Source organism: Pseudomonas sp. HC1(2025) (assembly GCF_058742075.1).
The window spans coordinates 2795270-2818235 of record NZ_CP196017.1 but is presented as its reverse complement, the minus strand read 5'-3'; the positions used below and the strand labels follow the sequence as shown (position 1 = coordinate 2818235).

Here is a 22966-nt window from a genome sequence, read left to right as displayed (position 1 = left end):
CGAACCCTTGGCCGATCTTTCAGCCATCGGAACCCATCACATGAGCCTGTTCAGGGAAATCGGCATGCATGCGGGCCTGGGTCGCACCGTGTCGCAAATTGGCACCGAGCGTTTCTGGAAGCAACTGGTGTTGCTGCTGCACCAGAACCTGGCCTTCGATAACGCCCTGGCGATCTTCTACCCGATGGATGGGCCGCCCCAGGCGCTGGAGGAATACGACGCGCAGCCCACCAGCAAGCCGGCGTCGATGCTGGTGTACCTCAATGGCTTGTACTTGCTCGACCCGTTCTTCCAGGCCTGCCGCGAAGGTTACGCCAGTGGCGTGTATCGCCTCGAAGAGGTGGCACCGGACCATTTCCGCCAGAGTGAGTACTTCCTCAATTACTTTCACGACAACGTGCTGGAGGATGAGGTGCAATTCATCCTGCAACTGCCCGGGGTGGGCACCTTGTCGTTGTCGTTGGGGATGCAGCGCGTGTTTACCGCCACGGAAACCGGGCTACTGACGCTGCTGGCGGCGTGGGTGCTGCCCTTGATGCAGCAACATTGGCAGCAGAGCACCCAGCGCGCACCGGCCGGCGCGGCCATGGCCAGCCAGATCCGCGATGCGTTGAGCCATTTTGGCAGTGGGGTGTTGTCCGAGCGCGAACTGGAAATCGCCCGCCTGGTATTGCGCGGGTTCTCGTCCAAGGCCATGGCCGAACGCCTGAGCATCTCGCCGGACACGGTCAAGGTGCATCGACGCCACCTCTACGCCAAGCTGGATATCTCGTCGCAGCCGGAGCTGTTTTCGTTGTTTATCCAGTCGTTGGGGCATGACCTGGATAACCCATAGGCAGGCCATGTATCGACTGGTCCACCGCTATCGCAGCGATGCGGCGACCCGACAAGCCAGCTCCTACAGTTGGTGTGTGGTATGTGCAAAGTCCTGTGCCCAACCGAGATCTCGTGTAGGAGCGGGCTTGCCCGCGATGGCGGTGGGTCATGTAAGGATGTGTTGAATGGCCTACAGCTATCGCTGGCAAGCCAGCTCCTACAGTTGGTGTGTGGTGTGCAAAGTCCTGTGCCCAACCGAGATCCCCTGTAGGAGCGGGCTTGCCCGCGATGGCGGTAGATCAGTCACAGGTATCTAGCGCCCGGTACGGATGGTGTTCCAGATCCGCGTCCGAATGCGGTCGATCTTCATCGGCATGGCTTCAAGGGCGAATAGCTTGCCCATCATTTCTTCGCTCGGGTACACCTTGGTGTCGCTCTTGATCACCGGGTCTACCAGGCTGTCGGCGGCGCTGTTGCCGTTGGCGTAGTGCACGAAGTTGGTGATGTCGGCCATCACGTCCGGGCGCAGCAGGTAGTTCATGAAGGCATAGCCGGCCTTTTCATCCGGGGCGTCGGCGGGCATGGCGACCATGTCGAACCAGATCGCAGCGCCTTCCTTGGGAATGTTGTAGCCAATCTTCACGCCATTCTTGGCTTCCTTGGCGCGGCTTTCGGCCTGCAGCACGTCACCCGAGAAGCCAACCGCCACGCAGATGTCGCCGTTGGCCAGGTCGCCGGTGTATTTCGAGGAGTGGAAGTAGGCAATGTACGGCCGCACCTTGATCAGCAGCGCCTCGGCTTTTTTATAGTCCTCGGGGTTCTTGCTGTGATGGGGCAAGCCCAGGTAATTCAGGGCGATCGGCAGAAGTTCCGGGCCGTTGTCGAGGATCGCCACCCCGCATTTGCTGAGTTTTTCCATGTATTGGGGCTTGAAGATCAAGTCCCAGGAGTCGACCGGCGCATCCTCGCCCAACACTGCCTTGACCTTGTCGATGTTGTAGCCGATGCCGGTGCTGCCCCACAGGTACGGGAAGCCATGCTCATTGCCCGGGTCGTTGGTTTGCAGGGCCTTGAGCAGCACCGGGTTGAGGTTTTTCCAGTTCGGCAACTGGCTCTTGTCGAGCTTTTTCAGGGCCCCGCCCTGGATCTGCCGGGCCATGAAGTGGTTGGACGGGAACACCACGTCATAGCCCGAGTTGCCGGTCATCAACTTGCCGTCCAGGGTCTCGTTGCTGTCGTACACGTCATAGCTGAAACCGATCCCGGTTTCCTTCTGGAAGTTCTTGGTGGTGTCCGGCGCGATGTAGCTCGACCAGTTGTAGATTTTCACCGTTTCGGCGGCCTGGGTCAGGGAGGCCACTAACATCAAGGGCAACAGGGCAATGGGTCTCATGGTTCGATTTCCTGGCGGTTATAGGGCTGTTTTTATGGCAGGCGATCAAGGATCAAAAGATTAGAGGATCAATACATAGGTCTTGCGCACGGTCTCCTGGATATCCCAGATCCCCGTGCTGTTGGCCGGCAACATCAGTGCATCGCCGGCTTCGATATGCAGGGTTTCGCCGTCATCGGGGGTGAACGTGCAGCGGCCCTGGATAAAGTGGCAAAACTCCTGCGCCACGATCTGGCGCCGCCAGCGGCCCGGGGTGCATTCCCAGATGCCGGTTTCGACGCCATCATTGCGTTCCACACTGAGGGTGGAGGCCACGGCGACCGGGGTGCCCAGGGGCACGGCGACTGGACTGGAGTCCGGCAGGTGGCGGTTTAGTGTGTCTTTGAACTGGGTAATGCTCATGGTCATACCTGTGGTGAATGAAGCGACTTAGTGCATGAAACCTTCCATGAAGCCGGCCATCCCGCTGGCCAGCTTGCGCCGCCAGGGCGCGGTGTTCGGGTCGGCGAGGGTCTGGTCCTCATGGACAAAGCTGCGGATGATCGCGTTGTAGCCCAGCCAGCGGCATGGCTCCGGCTCCCAGCCCTTGAGCGCCGTCAGGCCGCCATCACGCAGCACCCACGGCTGCCGGACCAGCGGCGTGTCACGCCCCAGGATCAGGTCGGCCAGGGTCCGCCCGCCCAGGTTGCTGGCGCCCACGCCCTCCCCGCCATACCCGCCGGACAAGGCGATGCCGCTCTGTTGGTCGCACAGCATGTGCGGCCGAAAGCGCCGCGACATACCGAGGTTGCCGCCCCAGGAGTGGGTCACGCGCACGTGCTTGAGTTGCGGAAACAGCTCGCAGAACAGGTAGCGACGCAGTTCCACTTCGCTGTCGGTGAGGTCGAAGTTGTGGCGCAGCTTGCCGGCAAACTGATAGCCGCCACGGGCACCAAATACCAAGCGGTTATCGGCGGTGCGTTGGCCGTAAGTGACCTGGCGGCTGCTTTCACCAAAGGCCTGGCCCTGGTTCAGGCCGATTTCTTCCCAGGTACTGGCCGGCAGCGGTTCGGTCGCCACGATCAGGCTCTGCACCGGCAGTTGATAGCGCCCCAGGGGCTTGAGCGTCGGCGCATAGCCTTCTACCGCCGGCACCACCCACGAGGCCCGGACCTGGGCTTTGTCGGTGCGCAGGCTGCCGGACTGCCAATGGGTGACCGGGCTGTTTTCGTAGATCGCCACGCCCATGGCCTCGACCACCCGCGCCAACCCGCGCACCAGCTTGGCTGGGTGGATCGTCGCCACATGGGGCGTGTAGACCGCGCCATAGGCCGAGGCAATGCGGATCTGCCCGGCCAGTTGCTCGGGGCTGAGCCAGCGGTAGTCCTCGTCGGTCAGGCCTTGGCCATGGAGCTTGGCCAGGTATTCGCGCAGGCTGGCTTCCTGCTCGGGGTAACGGGCGGCGCAGTGCAGGGCCCCGCCCTTGCGGTAGTCGCAGTCGATGCCTTCGCGCTGCAACACCTGCCCGACTTCATCGGGGATGCCGTGCAGCAGATCAAACGAGGCCCGGCGCTGCTCGGCAGGCAACCCCGCCAGCAAGCGGTCTTCGCCCAGGAGGTTGCCCATCAGCCAACCGCCGTTGCGCCCGGAGGCTCCGAAGCCCGCGGTCTGCGCCTCGACGATCACCACCTTGAGCTGCGGTGCATGGCGCTTGAGGTAATAAGCGGTCCACAACCCGGTGTAGCCGGCGCCAATAATGGCCACATCGACATCCAGGTCCTGCCCGAGGGACGCACGCGCCTCCAGCGGCTCTTGCAGCTGGTCCATCCATAAACTGATCTTGCGCCATGCCGGCATGCTGAAACTCCACCACCAAACGTCGATGGCGTGATCCTAGTGCCTGGCTTCAGTCGTCGTCTTGCGCGCGTGCACGCAGGGAAATTTGTTTGACGTAGGCCTTGGGCGACAGGCCGGTGTGCTGGCGGAAACAGCTGTAGAACGCCGACAACGAGTTGAAACCGGCGGCAAATGCCAGTTCATCGATGCGGATCGGCGGCGTGGCGCCATCCAGTGCCGCCAGTAAATGTTGCAGGCGGGCCTGGTTGACGTAGCGGTAGAAGCTTTGCCCCAGCACCTGGTTGAGCAGGTAGGAAATCTGGTTACGGCTGTAGCCACATTCCTTGGCCACCCGTTGCAGGTCCAGTTCGGGGTCGAGATAGGGTTGCTGGCGCTGGAAGTACTGCTGCAAATCGTTGGCCAGGTAGCTCAGTTGCTGGGGCGACAGGCCCAGGCGGCTGACGGTCGGCCGTGTGGCCTGGGACTGGGAACGGCTGGTGGCGGGCTCGTGCACCAGGGACGCGTATTCGTTGACGCGCCAGATCAGCCCGTCGCGCACGGTAATCGCCTCACTGGTGCGAAACGACACCAGGCCCTGGCCACCGCGCAAGGTCACGCGATACTGGATAAATGCGGTATCGCCGTCGGTGCGGATGCGATCGGTGTGCTCAATCGCCTCGTCGGGGTCGCGCGGCATGCTGGCTTGCAGGTACTCACGCAACTGGTCGAAGCACACTACGCGGTTCTGGAAGAAGTCGTGGTACTGGATATCCGGGTGATAGTGCGCCATTACCCCGTCCAGGTCGCGGTGCTTCCAGCACAAGTGATGGCGCAATACCACGTCGGCAGTCGCTTGGGTCTGTTGCGGGCAATCGGCCGGGACGGTCTGTGGCATACAACACTCGAAAACGGCTAAAGCCTGGAGCTTGCACAACTTTACCGGGTGCTTCAATGGCCAAGTGACAGTTTTAAGTAATGGCCTTTTGCCTAAGCATTTGTAAGACATGACCCACGTCAAACTTCTCGCAAGGAAGCGCCGAACGGACAGAAAAAACCCCGGTACTTATTGCCAGTGAGTGCTATTTTTTAAGCTTCACCGTCAGGACTATTGATGGACCTGACGCCCTTGCCGCGAGCTAAAGGAAGTGCTCAATGAACAAGGTTGGCAACATGAACAAAGTGACGTTCCCCAATGCATGCCAGTTGATGCGCTGGCACTTTCACCCGGTTGGCTTTGAAGGCAGCATGGACGCGCCTGGCAGCATGATCGCGCGATTGTTTGACCGAGAGAGTGGCGAAACCCTGATTGCCATCGCCGGCATTCCTTGCGCCACGGTGATGAACGCTACGGATGTGGAGCGGATTATCGAGGCAATCGAGGCTGAGCTGGACTCGTTTGTGCGCCCGCAACTGCGGCAGGCCTGAACTGCGTAGGGGCTGTTTCGCTTCGCGAGGCAGCTCCTACAGGGATCTAACGGCGGCGGTCATCGAAGAACGCCTTGCTCCCCACCACCCGATCCGACGCCTTCGGCGCATTCGTGCCCTGGCCATCCTGCCCTTCGACATACCAATAGCAATGGCTCACCGCCCGGGTAATCCCGACATAGGCCAGGCGCAGCACCTCGTCTTTTTGCGCATTGTCGTAGGGCTCGGCATCACCGTCCTTGCCCAGGCCGGCCATGCGGTACACCTGGTTCTTGTACGGCGAGCGGGTCAGGTGCGGGCAATCGCCGAGCAGAAACACCGCATCCGCCTGTAGGCCCTTGGCGCTGTGGTAGGTCAGTTGCTTGAGGCGGCGCATGGCGGGAGGCAAGCTAGAATCAAGATTAACTACAGATTGAATATGCTCTTGAATCAATAGCTTATCGCTACTTTTTCGATACAACATCAATACCGATTCGCCACGCTGATAGTGCGCCAGCAACTGCTGGGCCAAGGCTGCCTCGTCGCGATCAAGCACCTGTACCGGCACCAATGCCCGATCTACGCCGCTGGCCTTGGCCTTTTTGCCGCTGATCGCCGGTGCGGCTTTAACGATGTGTTCGGCAGCATCGATGATGTGCTGGTGACTACGAAAGTTCTCCCCGAGCATCACCCGAGTGGTGGCCGGTGACGGGAACTCCTTGTTGAACTCCATGAAGTATTTGGGCGAGCTGCCGCGCCAGCCATAGATCGACTGCCAGTCATCACCCACGCAGAGCAGCGAGGAATGCTGGGCACCGCGCCCCACATGCATCGCCGGCCCACGACTGCGGATTTCGCGCAGGCTGGCGCGGATCCACGAGACGATCTGCGGCGAGACATCCTGGAATTCGTCGATCATCAAGTGCGACAGCGGCCGCAACAGCCCATCGTTGAGCAACTTGAGGTTTTCCGGGGTGTTCTCGCCAAACAGCGAAAACATGCGGTTATAGGTCATGATCGGCGGCGACTGGTCCAGCAGGTGATCTTCCAGGGCCTTCCAGAAAATACCCAGGGCCTCGAAGAAACCGCGATCCGGGTCATCCTTGGCAAAGCTCATTTGGCCCACAGCCGTGGGCACGTCCAGGCCGAGGTTTTCGATAAACCCGGCGGCGGTGACGAAACAATCCAGCAGCGGCGCCGAAGCCAGTTCACCCTTGACCTTGTAATCAAACCCCGGCCCCGAGGTGGTATCTGCGGCCAGGCTGCTCAACAGGCGCCTGGATGACTCGTAGCTATCTATCCATATCAATGGCTTACGACAGAAAGCTTGAAACAAGGTGCGCTTGACCGCCCATTCCGCGCGTACCGACAGCTTGGCCCCAGGGCGAGCAATCTGCGGGTTTTCCCGGGAGTCGAAACCCAACACCACCCAGGCATCCAGTTCGGCGCAGTAGCCATGGCAATGGAACGACGCACCATTGATTTCAACGCTCTGGCGGTTTGGCTCGATGCCCTGGATCGGCCATGCGCCGGCGCGCAACCACAGGTCCTCGATCACATCGCACAGCTCTTCGTCGCGCTTGGCTGCCAACTCGGTAACCGCCACGCGCTTTTGTACATCCGGGTGGTCGCGCTCCAGCTCCTTGAGCTGCAGGGCGTGGCGGGCCATGGGCGTCATCAGCTCGCGAAAGCGCGCATGCCGGCCATGGAGCCCGTGATAACAGGCGTTGAGTTGCTGGCGTTGGGCATCGTTGATGCGCAGGTCGAAGGGGTTGCTATCGGCCTCCTCGTCGTAAGTGCCGTGGTGCAGGTTCTCGAACGCCTGCAACCGCTCAAAGCCCGGCAGGCTGCGGACCATGGGCAGGATGCGCGAGTGAAAGGTGCGCACCACAGCCTGGGCTTCTTTCAAACCAAGGGGTTGGCCCCACAGCTGGAGAATCTGCATGAGCTTGTTGATGAAGTCCTTGCGCGATTCACGGGTGAAGGTCACCACGGTCATGGAGCTCAGCTCAAAGCCCAGGTAATGCGTCAGCAGCAGGATCCGCAGGACCAGCGACGTGGACTTGCCGGCACCGGCACCGGCAATCACCGAAGTGGACGGGGTGTCGCTGAAGATCATCTTCCACTGGGCTGCGCTGGGCTGCGCATGAGCCGGTAGCAGGCGGGCCACATCGGCCTTGATACGTTTTTTCAGCTCCGCGGTCAGTGGCAGGCGCCAATCGTCGAACAGGCTGTCGTCGACACCCGGGACGCGATGCTCATCGCTGCGATAATCACGGATCAACAGGACCTGGCGCCCTTCCTCGATGCCATCGCGCCTGCCCTCCTGGTAGCCATACTCCACGCCCGCCTCATGCCCGCTGCGAAAACCGTCGGCCTGGCCATGCAGCCACGAAAAACGATGCTGGGCCCGCAGGCGCGTTAAACCATGGCCAAACAGCCGGGCAGCCAGGCGCTTGAATAGCGGCATTTGCGCCAGCGGGCGCAGTTCGGGGGGCAGATCGGGAGTGTGTTGCGGCACGCGGACTCCTGCGGGGGCTTGAGCGGACAGAAACGCTATGGTCGCCGGAAACCTCCGACAGTTCCAGCCAATTGCTTTGGCTTCATGTGGTTAGGCGATGAAGTGAAGATCGGGTCGAGTTTTCGCGACCACAAACCAATCGAATAATTTGATTGAAATAAGGCATTTTTTACGCTTTTTATCGATGATGACCTGATAGAAGATAGGCCCATCAACAGGAGACGATCATGCTTGAACTTCGACCTTTTACCTCCCTGGGCGGTGCCAATCACGGTTGGCTGGATGCCCATCACCACTTTTCATTCGCTGAATACCATGACCCTAAGCGTATGCACTGGGGCAACCTGCGGGTGTGGAACGACGACATCATCGCGCCCGGTACCGGTTTCCCTCAGCATCCGCATCGGGATATGGAAATCATCACCTATGTACGTGAAGGTGCCATCAGCCACGCGGACAACCTGGGCAACAAAGGCCGCACCGAGGCTGGCGACGTACAGGTAATGAGCGCGGGCACCGGGATAGCCCACAGTGAATACAACCTGGAAGCCACGGCAACCAAGATTTTCCAGATCTGGATCATTCCCAATGAAGCGGGTTTGCCCCCTTCCTGGGGTGCCAAGCCGTTTCCCAAGGGCGAGCGCGAAGGCTTCGTGACCCTGGCCAGTGGCAAGCACGGCGACAATCAAAGCCTGCGGATCCGTGCCGACGCGCGCCTGGTGGCGGCCAACCTGAAGGCCGGGGAAAGTGCCGAGTATCACCTGGATGCAGGACGCCGGGCGTATCTGGTGCCGGCCACTGGGGTGATCGATGTGAATGGCTTGCGAGCGCATGCGCGGGACGGCGTTGCGGTAGAGGATGAACGCGTGCTGCGAGTGACCGCGCTCGAAGACAGCGAAGTAGTGCTGGTGGACCTGGCCTGATCCCAAGCCTGGCACTAAACACACTGTGGGAGCGGGCTTGCCCGCGATGGCGTTGGGTCAGTCACCGATACATTGACTGATCCACCGCCATCGCGGGCAAGCCCGCTCCCACATTTTTTACAACTGTGTGTCAGTTCGGGGTGATGGCGCCGTCCACCAACACCTGCGCCTCTTCCACCAGGCGCTTGAGGTGATCTTCGCCAATGAAGCTCTCGGCATAGATCTTGTAGATATCCTCGGTGCCCGATGGCCGTGCGGCGAACCAGCCGTTTTCGGTCATGACTTTCAACCCGCCAATCGCCTGGTCGTTCCCCGGTGCATGGCTGAGGATCTGCTGGATGCTTTCCCCGGCCAACTGCGTGGACGTGACCTGCGCCGGCGCCAGCTTGCCCAGTAGCGCCTTCTGCGCCGGCGTGGCCTTGGCATCCACACGAATGGCGAAGGGTTCGCCCAGGGCGTCGGTCAGGCCTCGGTAGATCTGGCTTGGGTCCTGGCCTTTGCGCGAGGTCATTTCCGCGGCCAGCAAGGCCGGGATCAAGCCATCCTTGTCCGTGCTCCAGACAGTGCCATCCTTACGCAAAAACGAAGCCCCCGCGCTTTCTTCGCCGCCAAAGCCCAGCGAGCCTTCGAACAGGCCATCGGCAAACCACTTGAAGCCCACCGGCACTTCGTACAGGCGCCGGCCAATGCGCGCGGCCACGCGGTCGATCAAGCCACTGCTGACCACGGTCTTGCCAACGGCAGCATCAGCACGCCACTGGGGACGGTTCTGGAACAGGTAGTCGATGGACACGGCCAGGTAGTTGTTCGGCGCCAACAGCCCGCCCGACGGGGTAACGATGCCGTGACGGTCGTGGTCCGGGTCGCAGGCAAATGCCACGTCGAAGCGGTCCTTGAGGCCGATCAGGCCTTGCATCGCATAGCTGGAGGATGGGTCCATGCGAATCTGGCCGTCCCAATCCACGCTCATGAAGCGGAAAGTCGGGTCGACTTCGGTGTTCACCACTTCCAGGTTCAAACGGTAGTGCTCGGCGATGGCCGACCAGTAGCGCACCCCGGCTCCGCCCAGCGGATCCACGCCCAGGCGCAGATCGGCACTGCGGATGGCGTCCATGTCGATCACATTGATCAGGTCGGCCACGTAGGTGTTGAGGTAGTCATGGCGGTGGGTGGTGTCGGCTTTCAACGCCTGCGCGTGGGTAATGCGCTTGACCCCGGCCAGTTTGGCCGCCAGCAGCTCGTTGGCCTTGGCCTCGATCCACTTGGTGACATGGGTATCGGCCGGGCCACCGTTGGGCGGGTTGTACTTATAGCCGCCGCTCTGGGGCGGGTTGTGGGACGGGGTGATGACAATGCCATCCGCCAGCCCGCTGGTGCGGCCACGGTTGTAGCAGATGATGGCGTGAGAAATCGCCGGGGTGGGTGTGTATTCATCGCCCTCGGCGAGCATTACATGCACGCCGTTGGCCGCCAGTACTTCCAGCGCACTGGCGCCCGCCGGGGTGGACAGCGCATGGGTGTCGAGGCCGACAAACAGCGGGCCATTGATACCTTGCGCCTCGCGGTACAGGCAAATGGCCTGACTGATGGCGAGCACGTGCCATTCGTTGAAGCTCAAGTCAAAAGAGCTGCCACGGTGCCCGGAGGTACCAAATGCCACGCGCTGAGTGGAGATTGCTGCATCGGGCTGGCCGGTGTAATAGGCCGTTACCAGTCGCGGGATGTCCACCAGCAATTGAGCCGGTGCCGGTTTGCCCGCAAAAGGACTGAGAGTCATGCAAAAACCTCTGAAAAGAAGGATTCGGAAAAGGAATGCAGTTTACTGGGAGTTCGACCGCCATGCGACGGTATCTATCCCACAATAATTAGGGATATTTCCCGCAACACCAAATCATCCATTCTGCCCCTGCTTGAGTGCCCGCGCCAACTCTTCCAGGACCAGGTCCAGGCTATGGTGGGAGCTGAACACATGACTCAAACGAAAGTGCTGCTGGTACAGACCACTGACACTGAACAACTCACCAGGGGCGATCACCACCTGGCGCGCCAGCATGTTCTGGAATACCCGGCGCATATCCACAGCCTCGGTCGAGCGCAACCAATAGGTGGCGCCTGCCTGGGGCTGGCGGTATGTCACGCGCTCGCCCAGATGCTGCTCCAGACGCTTGTGCATCGCTGCCGCGTGTTCCTTGAGCAGTGCGCGCAGCTCCAGCAAGTGCTGGTCCAGGCGGCCATTGTGGTCCAGCCGGGCAATCGCCCGCTGGCGAATGGACGACAAACGAAACGCGCGCAACAGGAACTGGCGCTGCAATTGCGTGCTCATGTGCCGCGACAGCAGGTAACCATAGGGCGCTTCCGGGCCATGAGTTTCTCGAAGGTAGAAAACACCATCAACCGCTCAGGATTCACCAGGTCCCGCAAGTAGCCGGCGCACGCCTCGAATTCCAAGCCGCCATGGATGTCGTTCTCCAGCAGCCAACAGCCATGTTGCTCCAGCAACCCTGCCAGTTGCGCCTGCTCGGCCAGGGTCAAGGCTTTGCCGGTGGCCAGGCCGGGGGTCGAGGATAGCAATGCCAGTTGCACGCCCTCGCTACGCAACTGCTGCTCCAGATACGCAAGGTCCAGCCGTCCCTGCTCGTTGCACGGCCACTCGATCACCCGCACTTCGGCGTCTTGCAGCAGCCGTAGCACGAGCCAGTCACACGGCGACTCCACCAGCACCGCCGCCCCTTTGAGGGCCAGGACTTCGATCAGGATGGCCAGCACGCCCCGCAGGTCAGCGCCGATATAGACGTCATCCGCTTGCCAGCATCGTGTAGGCGAACGGGTGTAGCGCGCCGCCAAAGCCGCACGCAGTTCCCAGATACCACAGGGCTGGGAATAGGGCTGCAACTGGCGCGGGTACTGGCGCACCAGCTCACGCTCCAGTTGCAGCAATGGGCCGTCCAAGGACAGCAGTTGCGCCGGCTCATCGGCACTGAGCACCAACATCCCCGGCCTGCGCGCCCCGGCATACAAGCGCTCGAGCAAATCACCGGCGGTGCAGCACGGGGTAGTGCTGGCAATGGGCAAGGCGTAGTAACCGGACTTGGCCACCGAGTACACCCTGCCCTCCTTTTCCAGCAGCGAATAAGCGTATTGAATGGTGGAAATCGACACGCTCAAACGCTCGGCCAGGTGTCGCAACGACGGCAGCTTGACCCTCGCCTCACCGCCCACTTCATTGATCAGGTTGATCATGTAGCGATACACAGCCTGATAGGCGAAGTCTGCCTGTTTGTCCTCACTCATGACGTTTTCTGCCGTCGCACACCCACCTTCAGCGTCCTGGCACGCCGTGCGGCCCTGTGACCGGCTCCTCGCTGTTGATGCAGGCGGCATTGGCCGCCAGATCGTTGCGGTACAAATGCTGCAACAACGCCAGCGGCAAACCGCTGGTATCGACAATCCAATGCTGGATCAATTCGGCCGACGCCTTGCCCTCCAGGGCTTTGTGCAGTTCGGGCAGCGCCACCAGCATGCCGGGGTGGCAGCGGCGCAAGAACGCTTCCAGCCGCTGGCCTTGTTGGATAAACGGTGAAAACAACAGGCAGACCAATTGGCTTTCTTCCAGGCCAAAAAACTCACGCGCGTAAGTCGTCGCCAGCATGCGCCCGTCCGGAGTACCGGCTTGGGCAATCAGCAGTTCGGGGATTCTTTTGCGGCGCATAAAACCGATGGCCTGTTCGATAAACCCCCTGACACCCTGCTGATAGTCAATGCCCAGCAACACTTCGGCGTGCAGGCCATGCATGTGCGCCATCATCAATGGGTTGGCGTAGGCCGGGGTGCTGAACTGAAAGGCAAACTCATCTTGCTTGTAACCCATGAAATCGTTGAGCAATGCGGTGCAGTCCAGCTCCCCGGTGCATAACAGGTCGGCTACGCCGATGTAGGCCAGGTGGCGATGCACTTCCTTGGAAGATGCATCCTGTGCTGCATAGTGCTCGCCATACACATCGCGGTAATAGCCAACGCTGCAATCGTCCATGCGAGTAAACAGGGCGGTGAGCGCCAGGGGCCGGCCAGAGTGACCTTTCATGCCCGCCGCGCGGGTAGTCTTGACCAGCCACGCCAGGTATTGGTTTTGCTTGCGCGGCGAATCACTGCTGACCAGGGCGTGCACCCCACCGTCCCAGGCGGTAATGCGCCGATAGAAATCCCCCAGGGACAAGTAGCCGTCGTTACACAGGCTGGTGCGAATATCCCCGCAACTCCTATGCCCGACCATCAACATATTGCGCCGGCCGATATCCTGCCCAGTTGTCGAAGCCGGACGCAGGTGGTTGAAGGGCAAGACCTCCTGGTTTTCCACCATCATCAGCTCGACCCGGGGGTCGTCATGGAAAAACAATGCGCTGTAGCCACGATGAATGCTGTCCAGCGCGGCTTGCGTCATTCCCGTATGCCGCAGGGTTGCGACGCGCAACTGGAAACTCCTCGGCGCCCGGCCGGCGATGGTCAATTGGGCGGCACGCAGGAAGGCCAATGCATAACTGCTGCCTCTGCCGCCCCCATGGGCGACCAATACTTTGTAGTCACCGATCTGTTCGATGCCGCCTGCCGCCACAATCAACCGCTGAATCAATAATTGAAGTGCAGTTCGCTCCGCTCGCGAGAAGTAGCCCTGTAAGCGTTGCAATACTTGCTGGTAAACATAATTCATGGCTTGTTCGTGAATAGCGCTCATAGCTTTACTACCTGAAGTTAACTGTCAGTTCCGGGCAAGCAGTTAGGCGTGCCTGTCCGTCCTGCGGTTTGCTTGGAGTTGGCGCCTGTTGCGACTAAGGCTGATAGCTAAATGTTAGCACCGCACAACAAAGCGCCAGTCGGAACATCCCTGCGAAGATGCCATCAGCTGTTGAAGAAAGCCCCTACACCGGCCTGCTGGCCAGCCTAGGAACGGTCTTACAGCTTCCTAGTGGAATTTAACTCAGACAATCAAGAATGGTCTGACATATACAGCGCAGGGAAACTACCGGATTTAGTTCGCACTCTATCTACCGACCAACATCCTTTGCCCGGCATACAAGGCGACTTACTAGTTACAGCGAACCGCTGTTGTGATTTGTTTTCTGCAATCATTGCTCAGTCCTTGAGATGAAAGTGACCGGGCAATTATCAGCGCTTGCTTGATGATTAAAAGATACAGACTCAGCGTAAAAACCAGTGCAGATCAACAGCTTGGCACTTGTTGCGGGGCCCACGCAAAACGCCGCGGCTCTGGGATTCAGGGCGGCGGCGGCTTAAAAGGCAGGTTTTACAGGGGGGAAACGGTGACAGTCCTGGTGCCAAGGGCGTAGGTACCGTCCTTTCAAATGGCGTATTTGCCCCATGGGCAGCGTAGGCGGAATGTCCGATTACGAACATTCCCACAGATCAAACGGCTTCAACCTGCAACGCCACCCGCTCGCGACATGGGCATTCGTCCATATAGCGGTGTGCATCGACAAATTCGCTGAAGGCAAATACCCGGGTCTTGAGAGGTATCAGCAGCCCGTCGGCAGTCAATTGGTTGATCTCACGTAGCGCCCGTTGCAGCGCAGCCTGGTCCTGGGCGATGCCCAGCTCCGGCTTGCCAGTGAAGTTGCCGATGCAGTGCACAAAGAACTGGATGTTCTTCTGGAACGCGGCGCAGGCCGGGAATGGCGTCTGGTTGCCGCCTTGCAGGCCATACAACACCAGGCTGCCACGTGGCGCGAGCACATCGCCCAGCAGCGACATCTGCGGGCCACCCAGGCCGTCGAACACCACATCCACGCCGCGCCCATCGGTGAACTTGTTGATTTGCATCAGCAAGTCCTGCTCTTCGGTGACGATGACCTTTTCGGCGCCCAGGGACAGCAGGTACTCGCGCTCGTCCGGTGATTTGGTGGCCGCGATCACCCGCACCCCCAGGGCCTTGCCCAATTGCACGAACGAAGGCCCGGCACAATGGCTGGCATCGGTGACCAGGGCGAACTGCCCAGGCTTGGCCCGCGCCAGGTCGATATAGGCAAAGTAGGCAATCAACAGTGGCGTGTAATGCACGCTGGCCTGCACCGGGCTCAATACGTCCGGGTAACGGGTCAGGGCCGAACGGGGCAGCACAATCAACTCGCCATATACCGGGTAATCATTGGGGCTTTCGGCCGGGAAGCTAGCGACCTTGTCGCCCACCGCCAGGTCCTCGACGCCCTCGCCCAGCGCCACGACCACGCCGGCCATTTCATGGCCAAGGCCCGAAGGCAGCCGCGCGTGGGACGACGCCAGGTTCTGGCGCCAGAGAATGTCGTACCAACTGATGCCAATCGCCTCGACACGCACCTGCACTTCGCCCGGTGCGGGCAACGTGGCTTCATGCTCTTCGCACTTGAGCACCTCGGCCGGACCAAACTTGTGAAAACGGATCGTGCGGGACATCGCAAACCTCGCCAAAGTAACCTCTAATGCCATGAACTTTATCTGGGCTTTCGGGGCAAGGCCACCGGTCGCCATTAATAGTCGTCATGTCTGTCATTGATTCCACCGCCTAGGAAAAAACACCAGGCAGCGTAGGAAATCTGAATTAGCCGGTGCAGAGTACCAGCCTTTCCCCGTAAGATTCACGCCGGCCATTGTTATCATGTGGCCGTTCACGTCAAGTTCGCTGAATCTGCCAGGACACAAGATGAACCGTAACGACCTGCGTCGTGTCGACCTGAACCTGTTGATCGTATTCGAAACCTTGATGCACGAGCGCAGTGTGACCCGCGCGGCCGAGAAATTGTTCCTCGGCCAGCCGGCCATCAGCGCTGCCTTGTCGCGCTTGCGCGGGCTGTTCGATGACCCGCTGTTTGTGCGGACCGGGCGCAGCATGGAGCCCACGGCCCGAGCCGTGGAGATTTTCGCCCTGCTGTCGCCGGCCCTGGATTCGATTTCCACCGCCGTCAGCCGCGCCGCCGAGTTCGACCCGGCCACCAGCACCGCAGTGTTTCGCATCGGCCTGTCGGACGACGTCGAGTTCGCCCTGCTGCCGCCACTGCTCAAGCGCCTGCGCGCCGAAGCGCCGGGCATCGTGCTGGTAATCCGTCGCGTCAACTACATCCTGATGCCGGGCCTGCTGGCCTCCGGGGAGATCTCCATTGGCGTCAGCTACACCGCCGACCTGCCGGCCAACGCCAAGCGCAAACTGCTGCGCCGCAGCCTGCCCAAACTGCTGCGCGCCGACAGCGTACCCGGCGCCCTGAGCCTGGACGACTTCTGCGCCCGCCCCCACGCCCTGGTCTCGTTTGCCGGCGATCTCAGCGGGTTTATTGATGAAGAGCTGGAGAAACTTGACCGCAAACGCCATGTGGTGCTCGCGGTCCCGCAATTCAACGGCCTGGGCACCCTACTGGCCGGCACCGACATCCTGGCGACCGTCCCCGACTACACCGCCGAAGCCCTGACCGCCGCCGGCGGCCTGCGCGCCGAAGACCCGCCGTTGCCGGTGCGCAGCTTTGAACTGCACATGGCGTGGCGCGGCTCCCAGGATAATGATCCGGGGGAGCGGTGGTTGCGGTCGCGGATTCAGATGTTCTTTGGCGACCCCGATAGCCTGTAATGCAATTCCACTAAACTCCATAAAAGCGTTTTATAACAACGACTTATTGATAATTTAAGTCTACTTCCGTCTGTCTAAATCCGATGGATTCCACGGCTCATAGGGGCATAACTGGGGGCAAATTTCGGTTCCTTAAAAGGATGCCCCCAGCGATGCCCCAGATAATGCGGTTGTTTTCAAACGAAAACTCAGCGATGCCTTGATCCGCTCGCTGACCGAACCCAGCAAACACGCCGATGGCGAAGTCCCTGGGCTCTACGTGGAGGTAAGGGCGTCGAGCAAGGTCGGCAAATCCCCTTCCAAGGTTTGGCGATTGAAGTATCGCCTGCAAACCGCTTCTCCATCGGCGCTTACCCCGACATTGGTCTCAAGGAGGCGCGCGACATTGCCCGCGGCGCACGCCACGATCATTACCGAGCTGCGCCGCCAGCGCACACTGGCGATGGCCCGGCGCGTGCGCACCATCATCCGCGCCGTCCTGGGGTTTGCTGAAGGGCGCGGCTGGATTGATCGCAACGTAGCGCTCAGCAACATTGAGGAATTGAAGATCCGCCATGTCGTCACCAGCAACCCGGCGATCGAACGGCCGGCCGATCTAGGCAGGTTTTTTCTACACCTTGATGACTGCAACGACGGCAGCGTTGCCACCGCAATGCGCCTGCTGGTCATGTTACCGGTCCACCCAGGCGAACTGGTTCAGATGCGCTGGGAAGATGTCGACTGGGTGGGCGCCGATTGGCGTTATATGGTGAGCAAGACCAAACACTTGGACAAGAGCAAACACATAGTGCCGTTGCCTGAGCAAGCCTTGGTTCTGTTACGCGAGCTACATAGAATTCGCGTGGTGGATGAAGAAGGCAAAGGCTGGGTGTTCGTCTCACCGGTTTACTTACCGAAAGACTTAACGGACATCTGAAGAGGCGCGGGAGCTGTGCAGGTTACTCAGATAAGTCTCGTTATCGCGAAAGTCAGCAGGGCAGATCCGGTACAAACTGAACACACGGCTTTCTGGCGTTTTGCGCAGGGGCGTTCGTAAGTTTCCGTTTCTAATAGCCCCCCGCTCCACGAGTTCAAGCATCCGCAGGCCTATGAGTAAAAAAGAAAAACAGCAGACCTGATATCGCCAGGCATGCCAGGCCTGCACAGATCATGACGAGACCAAAGCCACCCGCCATCGCTGACCTGTAAAGATCGACAACCCAGGGCTGAGTCGACGGGAAAACATGGTCCACTATCGCTCGTCGAGCCAAATAAGCTGCATGACTTGGCCCACTGTCTTGTATTTCAACAGTGAGCCTATTGACCGCATAAACACTCATGGTGCTACCTAAAATGGCGATTCCCAAAGCCATTCCGGTCTGCCTCAAGGCGTTCATTGTCGCGGATGCAATGCCGGCACGTTCAGGCGGGACGCAGCCCATGACCATCATGCCGGTTGCGGGTACTGATAACCCTGTTCCAAAACCCAGTACGGCAAGGATCAATCCAATCCCGAGATAGGGAGTCCATGGATTGAAAACGACCATGGCGCACAAGGCCAGACCTATCAGCGCATAACCTGTGACCATCAGGAACTTCATCGAGAACCGCGCCACGAATCGCCCGAAAAACAAGGAGGCCAGTGCCATCATGACGAACTGCGGCATTAGTTTCCAACCAGTAATCTCCGGGCTGCTCCCCTGTACTTGCTGGAGAAAAAGGGACAAAAAGAAGAGGCTGCTGTAACTGGAGAAGCCGAGAATAAACGACGCCAGATTGGCCAGCACCAGCGGGCGACTACGGAATAATTTGATCGGAAACAGAGGCCGTTTGACGCGCAACTCAACCCATACGAATGCGATGAAGCCCACTGCGGCAGTAAGCAAAGGGATTAAAACCCTATCGGGCGAACTGCCATGTTCCCCGATTCCAATGAGGCCATAGCTGAGGGCCCCCAGCCATAGCATGCTAAGCGCCTGCCCTGCTGGATCGAACGCCGCGTGATCGAGATGCTTGCGCTCGGGAATACCATACGCACCCAGCACAGTTGCCAGAATGCCAAGCGGGACATTGACCAGGAAAATGCTCTGCCACCCGACACGCTCGACCAATATGCCCCCCACTAACGGCCCGCAAATCAACGCGAGTGCGCTAAAAGCGGACCACCCGCCAATCGCCCGCGCCCGCTGGCCGGGATCAGGGAATGCGTGAGCCAGAATCGGCATTGCCCCCGGTATAAGCATAGCGCCGGCAACGCCTTGGACAGCTCGCCCCCACAAAAGCATCGGCAGTTGGCTAGCCAGCGAGCAGATGACCGATCCAACCACAAAGAGCAAAACGCTACCAAGCCAAACCCGTTTGTGCCCATAGCGATCACCAAGAGGTCCGGCAGATAGCATCACCGCGGACAATGCGACTGCATAGATGTTGACGACCCATTGAAGACCCGCCAAGTCAGTTTGTAACGCTGTCTGAAGGGTAGGCAGTGCGACGTTGACGATGCTGATGTCCAGCGTCGCGAGAAATGTTCCGAGATAGGCGGCAGCGACCAAGGCGTGAATTCGATATTTGCGCATCGGAGTCCAATTTACGTTAAAGAACTTACCTTGATCCTATCCACTGACTGACAGTCAGTCAACAAGAAGACTTCGCTTGATGCCGTCGCCAAGATACAATTGACCGACCGATAGTCAGGGCTGAAAGGCTCGTACAGATGCCTCTTCCTCTCCTAGCCAGTCAACTTTTATGCAGGGCCCCAAACAGCGATGAAATATAAGAAAAGCCAAGTCGAGCCACCCACCTCGAAAACGCCGCGAACCAAGCCTGCGCACATACGCCTCGATGAATTGATGGCCGCCGCAGAAACGCTGTTTTTAGCGCAGGGCGTCGAAGCCACTACCATTGACGGGATCGCCGAACTGGCGCAGGTAGCGAAGGGTACTTTTTATATTTACTTTTCTTCCAAAAATGAGTTGCTTGAAGCGATGGGGCAACGTTACACCGCGCAGTTCCTGCGTCGTCTTGAGGAAGAGGTGGATAAGTGCGCTCCCGGAGATTGGCTGGCGCGCCTGCGCACCTGGATCCATACAAACGTTATTGCCTATGTCGAAACGTATAGAACGCACGACATCGTTTACACAAACCACCATCACCACAATCGTAGCAATCAAGAAAAAAATGCCATCCTGGAACAGTTGCAAGACATTCTGCTGGGAGGCAATGAAGCAGGCACCTGGCGATTTGATCAGCCCCGAATCACGGCCTTGATAATCTATGCCGGCGTGCATGGGGTCACCGATGATGCGATCGCTAATGAGGGCACCGATTGTGAGCAATTTGCTCGTGATGTTACCTCCGTGTGCCTTCGCCTGATTAACGTGGCTGAGGAGTCCAACTGAAAGCCCGGCGGCTGATGTTGAAAATCAGTGGCAAGCGTTATCTCCAAAGCGGCACCTATCGACTCCGCTTTAACCCCGGTGGCCGCCTCTTCCCTGACCTTGCGGAACGTTACGTGATCGTTTTATCGGCGTCAGTGGCGTTTTTCCGCCCAGGCGATTCAGGTTCGTCGCTGCGTCCGCCCCCATATCCAGCGTCAATTCGTCGTTCTCGTGCCCGTCGGGCGTTGCAGCGATCCGCGTTAACTCAAGTCCTCGCCGATTCGCTGTAATCGCGACCTACATTAACGCTCGTCCCAGGCTCAAGGCGCAGCACTTGCCTGCGTACCACTTCGCCTTCTTCGGTAGAACTCACAAAAGCCGCGAATCCTGTGTTGCCCCCTTCATTTCCTGCGACCCAAAAAAACTCATAAACGCCTTGTTGACTGACCGGCAGTCATGAGTTAATAATTCTCATTAAGGATTAATCTGGAGTTCAAGGAATGACGTCGACACAGGTAATTGTGCTGCTGAAGGAAATAGGGTTACCGCCCGAGCTGCTCGCGTCAGCCGCCGGTGACTGGAGGCTGCGCACTGATCTGGGCCTGAGCTCGGCGGAAACGCTGGAGTTGCAACTGATGCTGGAGCAGTTGGGATGTGGCGGATTTTCGCTTTGGGATACGCATGACCATACCTTGCGAGAGCTTGAGCGACTGATCGAGTCAGCACACGCAACTGACGGCCCTCGTGCCGGGGGTACGAAATGAGTCCTCATCCTGCATCACTGAACGAACAGTTGGCCGTGGTCCTAAACAAGGGCGGAGATGCACCTGCCTTAATTGCCGATGGCGAAATTATTTCCTATGCGCAATTGAAGTCGCGAGTTGCCTCTACAGCCGCACGGCTGCGAGCCCTAAGCATCTCGAAAGGCGATCATGTCGCGTTTCAGTTACCCAACTGCGCCGATGCTGTCATCTTGATGCTTGCGACGCTGATAACCGGCGCGGCTCCAGTGCCACTCCTTCCCGCCTATCGCGAACAAGAATTGCGACACGTCCTGAAAATGGTCAGGCCTCGTGTCATGGCCATGACCAAAGGTAACCGTCGCTTCAGCGCAGTGGGTGTGGCCAGCACTGTCAGTCGTGAAGAAGGTTTGGACGTGGTGCTGGGTCTTATTGATGAGCCTGACAACGGCGACAATTCAGACTGGCTAGCGCTCAGGGAATTCTGCTCAGCGTCATGTGACAACGCGTCAGCGCATGAACTGCGCGCGACACAGATGGGTGCAGAAGATACAGCGATGATGCTGCTGTCGAGCGGGACGACAGGACTCCCGAAGCCCATCGCTAGAAAAAACGCAGGCTACAGCTACATGATCGCTGAAGCTTGCCGGGTATTCGAACTCAGTCACTCCTCCTCCTATCTGGCGGTGCTGCCCATATCTCACGGTTTTGTCATCAACTGCCCAGGCATTCTCGGCACCCTCCTTTGCGGGGGAACCGTGGTTCTGTCCCCGGACACGTCCGCGCAAACGGCTTTGAGACTGATAACAAACCATGAAGTAACACATTCGACGCTGGTTCCAGCATTACTGGCCCAGTGGCTTGATCGAGTGAATCAGCAAGGGATTGCACCTCAGACATTAAGGCACATTCAAGTCGGTGGGTCGCGCCTGCCTGCTGATCTCGCAGCCCTTGCTGAATCAAGGTTAGGGATGCGTATCCAGCAGTGCTACGGGATGAGCGAAGGGCTTCTTTGCTTCACCCGCGGGACTGATTCGGACAGCGTCCGATTCAACTCACAGGGCCGCCCGTTGTCCGAGCAAGATGAGGTCCTGATTGTGGACAGCGACGGCACGCCGGTCCCGCTTGGCCAATCGGGTGAATTAATCACCCGCGGCCCCTACACCATATCTTCGTATTTCAACAATCCGCTGGCGACTTCCCGCGCCTTCACGCAAGACGGGTATTACCGAACCGGCGACATGGCCCACCTTGATTCGGCGGGCAACGTCTATATCGATGGGCGATTGACCGACTCAATCAATCGCGGTGGAGAAAAATTCAGCCCGGAAGAGATTGAAGCGCTTACTAAACAGCACGCGAAGATCCAGGACGTCGCGGTGGTGGGTATATCCGACCAGCGCTTCGGCGAAGTGCCTTGCCTGTTTGCCGTAGTGCACGAAGGAGAACAGCTTTCGTTATCCGAAGTCCGACGGCACCTGGAGATTGTTGGTATAGCGCAATTCAAACTGCCGGAGAGGCTAGTCCTGATAGAGGCGATTCCGCGCAAAGGCATCGGCAAAATTGACCGCGCGTCTCTACGCGCTCAAATCTACGGCGAGCGCCAAAGCGAAGCACAAGCATCCGGGTCGGGTGAGCTATGAAGCTCATACAAGCCCAGGCCGAAGGTGCCATTAGATTTAGCTTCGCGGCCTCAGTGCCTGTGCGACATCAACTGGTTGTGTTCCCTCACGCTGGCGGTAGTTCCGAGTTCTATAGAGCGTGGCGAGACCACCTGCCTGCGGACGTGGACCTCGTAATAATGCAATACCCTCAACCAGGCACGAGCAACGCGACAGTGAACTGGAGCGACCCACACGCAGCTATCCAACGCTGCATGAGGGGGTTGGCCAGTCTTCTTGGCATCGCGCCCACCACACTCTTTGGGCACAGCATGGGCGCCTTGCTCGCACTGCATATAGCGTCCTCCCTGGCATCGTCGAGATTCAGGGTGGCTCAACTCATCCTGTCGTCTCAGATGGCACCGGTGTCGCTGCAGACAATCCTTCAATCACAGCAGGATGTCGACCAGCTTGCAGAGCGTGCGATGGGGCTTGGCGAAGTGCCCGAGTTGAGCACCTCCGCTGACACCGCTCAGACGGTTGTTGCTTCAGCTGTTCGTCAAGACCTGGCGCTTCTTCAAAAGCTTGCGAAGTTGCCGGTGGGTGACTTACCCACGACCCGCCTATTCGCGGGCGACAACGATCCGTTGATCGACAGAAAGCAGTTCTTCGAGTGGTCTCAATTGCTGCCCAAACATCCAGTGCTAGAGGTTTTTCCAGGCGGGCACTTCTACTTTCTCGGCAATGAGCCGTTGGTAGTGGACACCATCCTGGGCCCCTCTCGTACGGCGTGA

Annotated in this window: 17 protein-coding genes and 2 pseudogenes; 9 read left to right on the top strand and 10 right to left on the bottom strand. The window is 59.2% G+C overall.

The window, feature by feature from the left end:
- The first annotated feature begins 40 nt into the window (after positions 1 to 40).
- The gene (locus tag ACSSVH_RS12760) at positions 41 to 835 is read left to right on the top strand and encodes a helix-turn-helix transcriptional regulator (RefSeq protein WP_169951562.1); all 795 of its coding nucleotides are present in this window, start codon (positions 41 to 43) and stop codon (positions 833 to 835) included.
- Between the two features lie 294 nt (positions 836 to 1129).
- Here ACSSVH_RS12760 and ACSSVH_RS12755 read toward each other — a convergent pair whose 3' ends face one another.
- From ACSSVH_RS12755 to ACSSVH_RS12740, 4 genes are read right to left on the bottom strand one after another with little or no spacing between them, the layout of a single operon-like run.
- Positions 1130 to 2209: a polyamine ABC transporter substrate-binding protein gene (locus ACSSVH_RS12755; protein WP_169951560.1), complete on the bottom strand. Its 1080-nt coding sequence runs from the start codon at positions 2207 to 2209 to the stop codon at positions 1130 to 1132.
- Positions 2210 to 2269: 60 nt separating this feature from the next.
- Positions 2270 to 2611, bottom strand: coding sequence for a cupin domain-containing protein (locus ACSSVH_RS12750; RefSeq protein WP_169951558.1), 342 nt, complete (start codon positions 2609 to 2611; stop codon positions 2270 to 2272).
- 27 nt (positions 2612 to 2638) lie between these two features.
- Entirely contained in the window at positions 2639 to 4045 is a 1407-nt protein-coding gene (locus ACSSVH_RS12745) for an NAD(P)/FAD-dependent oxidoreductase (RefSeq protein WP_492634650.1), read from the bottom strand.
- A 49-nt stretch (positions 4046 to 4094) separates the two neighbouring features.
- Positions 4095 to 4919, bottom strand: a complete 825-nt coding sequence (locus ACSSVH_RS12740; protein WP_169951553.1) for a helix-turn-helix domain-containing protein — start codon at positions 4917 to 4919, stop codon at positions 4095 to 4097.
- A 257-nt stretch (positions 4920 to 5176) separates the two neighbouring features.
- Between ACSSVH_RS12740 and ACSSVH_RS12735 the strand changes: the two genes are divergently transcribed.
- Positions 5177 to 5449 (top strand): DUF1652 domain-containing protein, encoded by a 273-nt coding sequence (locus tag ACSSVH_RS12735; protein WP_169951551.1) that lies wholly within the window; start codon positions 5177 to 5179, stop codon positions 5447 to 5449.
- A 46-nt stretch (positions 5450 to 5495) separates the two neighbouring features.
- Here ACSSVH_RS12735 and ACSSVH_RS12730 read toward each other — a convergent pair whose 3' ends face one another.
- On the bottom strand, positions 5496 to 7949 hold the full coding sequence (locus tag ACSSVH_RS12730) for a UvrD-helicase domain-containing protein (protein ID WP_492634649.1): 2454 nt from the start codon (positions 7947 to 7949) through the stop codon (positions 5496 to 5498).
- Positions 7950 to 8176: 227 nt separating this feature from the next.
- On the opposite strand from ACSSVH_RS12730, the gene ACSSVH_RS12725 reads away from it, so the two are divergent.
- Entirely contained in the window at positions 8177 to 8872 is a 696-nt protein-coding gene (locus tag ACSSVH_RS12725; protein ID WP_492634648.1) for a pirin family protein, read from the top strand.
- Between the two features lie 130 nt (positions 8873 to 9002).
- Here the strand turns inward: ACSSVH_RS12725 and pgm are convergent, their stop codons facing one another.
- From pgm to ACSSVH_RS12705, 4 genes and pseudogenes are all read right to left on the bottom strand, one after another.
- Positions 9003 to 10649 carry a phosphoglucomutase (alpha-D-glucose-1,6-bisphosphate-dependent) gene (gene pgm / locus ACSSVH_RS12720; RefSeq protein WP_169951545.1) on the bottom strand — a complete coding sequence of 549 codons (1647 nt, stop codon included), beginning with the start codon at positions 10647 to 10649 and terminating at the stop codon, positions 9003 to 9005.
- A 114-nt stretch (positions 10650 to 10763) separates the two neighbouring features.
- Positions 10764 to 12163 (bottom strand): annotated as a pseudogene (locus tag ACSSVH_RS12715) (aminotransferase-like domain-containing protein).
- Between the two features lie 28 nt (positions 12164 to 12191).
- Positions 12192 to 13601: a hypothetical protein gene (locus ACSSVH_RS12710; RefSeq protein ID WP_262376886.1), complete on the bottom strand. Its 1410-nt coding sequence runs from the start codon at positions 13599 to 13601 to the stop codon at positions 12192 to 12194.
- Between the two features lie 689 nt (positions 13602 to 14290).
- Positions 14291 to 15313 carry a zinc-dependent alcohol dehydrogenase family protein gene (locus ACSSVH_RS12705; protein ID WP_169951539.1) on the bottom strand — a complete coding sequence of 341 codons (1023 nt, stop codon included), beginning with the start codon at positions 15311 to 15313 and terminating at the stop codon, positions 14291 to 14293.
- A gap of 247 nt (positions 15314 to 15560) precedes the next feature.
- Between ACSSVH_RS12705 and ACSSVH_RS12700 the strand changes: the two genes are divergently transcribed.
- Entirely contained in the window at positions 15561 to 16475 is a 915-nt protein-coding gene (locus ACSSVH_RS12700; protein ID WP_262376887.1) for a LysR family transcriptional regulator, read from the top strand.
- A 199-nt stretch (positions 16476 to 16674) separates the two neighbouring features.
- Positions 16675 to 17364 (top strand): annotated as a pseudogene (locus ACSSVH_RS12695) (tyrosine-type recombinase/integrase); the annotation flags it as partial.
- Between the two features lie 181 nt (positions 17365 to 17545).
- Here ACSSVH_RS12695 and ACSSVH_RS12690 read toward each other — a convergent pair.
- Positions 17546 to 19030 carry a DHA2 family efflux MFS transporter permease subunit gene (locus ACSSVH_RS12690; RefSeq protein WP_492634647.1) on the bottom strand — a complete coding sequence of 495 codons (1485 nt, stop codon included), beginning with the start codon at positions 19028 to 19030 and terminating at the stop codon, positions 17546 to 17548.
- 189 nt (positions 19031 to 19219) lie between these two features.
- Between ACSSVH_RS12690 and ACSSVH_RS12685 the strand changes: the two genes are divergently transcribed.
- The 4 genes from ACSSVH_RS12685 to ACSSVH_RS12670 all read left to right on the top strand — a co-directional run bounded on the left by ACSSVH_RS12685 (position 19220) and on the right by ACSSVH_RS12670 (position 22966).
- A complete protein-coding gene (locus ACSSVH_RS12685) occupies positions 19220 to 19852 on the top strand; it encodes a TetR/AcrR family transcriptional regulator (RefSeq protein ID WP_169951535.1) in 633 nt (210 codons plus the stop codon).
- 479 nt (positions 19853 to 20331) lie between these two features.
- The gene (locus tag ACSSVH_RS12680) at positions 20332 to 20595 is read left to right on the top strand and encodes a hypothetical protein (protein WP_170041442.1); all 264 of its coding nucleotides are present in this window, start codon (positions 20332 to 20334) and stop codon (positions 20593 to 20595) included.
- On the top strand, positions 20592 to 22214 hold the full coding sequence (locus ACSSVH_RS12675) for an AMP-binding protein (RefSeq protein WP_492634646.1): 1623 nt from the start codon (positions 20592 to 20594) through the stop codon (positions 22212 to 22214). Before ACSSVH_RS12680 ends, ACSSVH_RS12675 begins: the two co-directional genes overlap by 4 nt.
- Positions 22211 to 22966: a thioesterase II family protein gene (locus ACSSVH_RS12670; protein ID WP_170041444.1), complete on the top strand. Its 756-nt coding sequence runs from the start codon at positions 22211 to 22213 to the stop codon at positions 22964 to 22966. The genes ACSSVH_RS12675 and ACSSVH_RS12670 overlap by 4 nt, the downstream gene beginning before the upstream one ends.

What these genes read in the sequence shown, in the direction of transcription:
- ACSSVH_RS12760 (WP_169951562.1), top strand. Translation starts at nt 41, where the DNA reads ATGAGCCTGTTCAGGGAAATCGGCATGCATGCGGGCCTGGGTCGCACC.
- ACSSVH_RS12755 (WP_169951560.1), bottom strand. Translation starts at nt 2,209, where the DNA reads ATGAGACCCATTGCCCTGTTGCCCTTGATGTTAGTGGCCTCCCTGACC.
- ACSSVH_RS12725 (WP_492634648.1), top strand. Translation starts at nt 8,177, where the DNA reads ATGCTTGAACTTCGACCTTTTACCTCCCTGGGCGGTGCCAATCACGGT.
- ACSSVH_RS12675 (WP_492634646.1), top strand. Translation starts at nt 20,592, where the DNA reads ATGAGTCCTCATCCTGCATCACTGAACGAACAGTTGGCCGTGGTCCTA.
- ACSSVH_RS12680 (WP_170041442.1), top strand. Translation starts at nt 20,332, where the DNA reads ATGACGTCGACACAGGTAATTGTGCTGCTGAAGGAAATAGGGTTACCG.
- ACSSVH_RS12685 (WP_169951535.1), top strand. Translation starts at nt 19,220, where the DNA reads ATGAAATATAAGAAAAGCCAAGTCGAGCCACCCACCTCGAAAACGCCG.
- ACSSVH_RS12705 (WP_169951539.1), bottom strand. Translation starts at nt 15,313, where the DNA reads ATGTCCCGCACGATCCGTTTTCACAAGTTTGGTCCGGCCGAGGTGCTC.
- ACSSVH_RS12670 (WP_170041444.1), top strand. Translation starts at nt 22,211, where the DNA reads ATGAAGCTCATACAAGCCCAGGCCGAAGGTGCCATTAGATTTAGCTTC.
- pgm (WP_169951545.1), bottom strand. Translation starts at nt 10,649, where the DNA reads ATGACTCTCAGTCCTTTTGCGGGCAAACCGGCACCGGCTCAATTGCTG.
- ACSSVH_RS12710 (WP_262376886.1), bottom strand. Translation starts at nt 13,601, where the DNA reads ATGAGCGCTATTCACGAACAAGCCATGAATTATGTTTACCAGCAAGTA.
- ACSSVH_RS12750 (WP_169951558.1), bottom strand. Translation starts at nt 2,611, where the DNA reads ATGAGCATTACCCAGTTCAAAGACACACTAAACCGCCACCTGCCGGAC.
- ACSSVH_RS12745 (WP_492634650.1), bottom strand. Translation starts at nt 4,045, where the DNA reads ATGCCGGCATGGCGCAAGATCAGTTTATGGATGGACCAGCTGCAAGAG.
- ACSSVH_RS12690 (WP_492634647.1), bottom strand. Translation starts at nt 19,030, where the DNA reads ATGCGCAAATATCGAATTCACGCCTTGGTCGCTGCCGCCTATCTCGGA.
- ACSSVH_RS12735 (WP_169951551.1), top strand. Translation starts at nt 5,177, where the DNA reads ATGAACAAGGTTGGCAACATGAACAAAGTGACGTTCCCCAATGCATGC.
- ACSSVH_RS12700 (WP_262376887.1), top strand. Translation starts at nt 15,561, where the DNA reads ATGAACCGTAACGACCTGCGTCGTGTCGACCTGAACCTGTTGATCGTA.
- ACSSVH_RS12740 (WP_169951553.1), bottom strand. Translation starts at nt 4,919, where the DNA reads ATGCCACAGACCGTCCCGGCCGATTGCCCGCAACAGACCCAAGCGACT.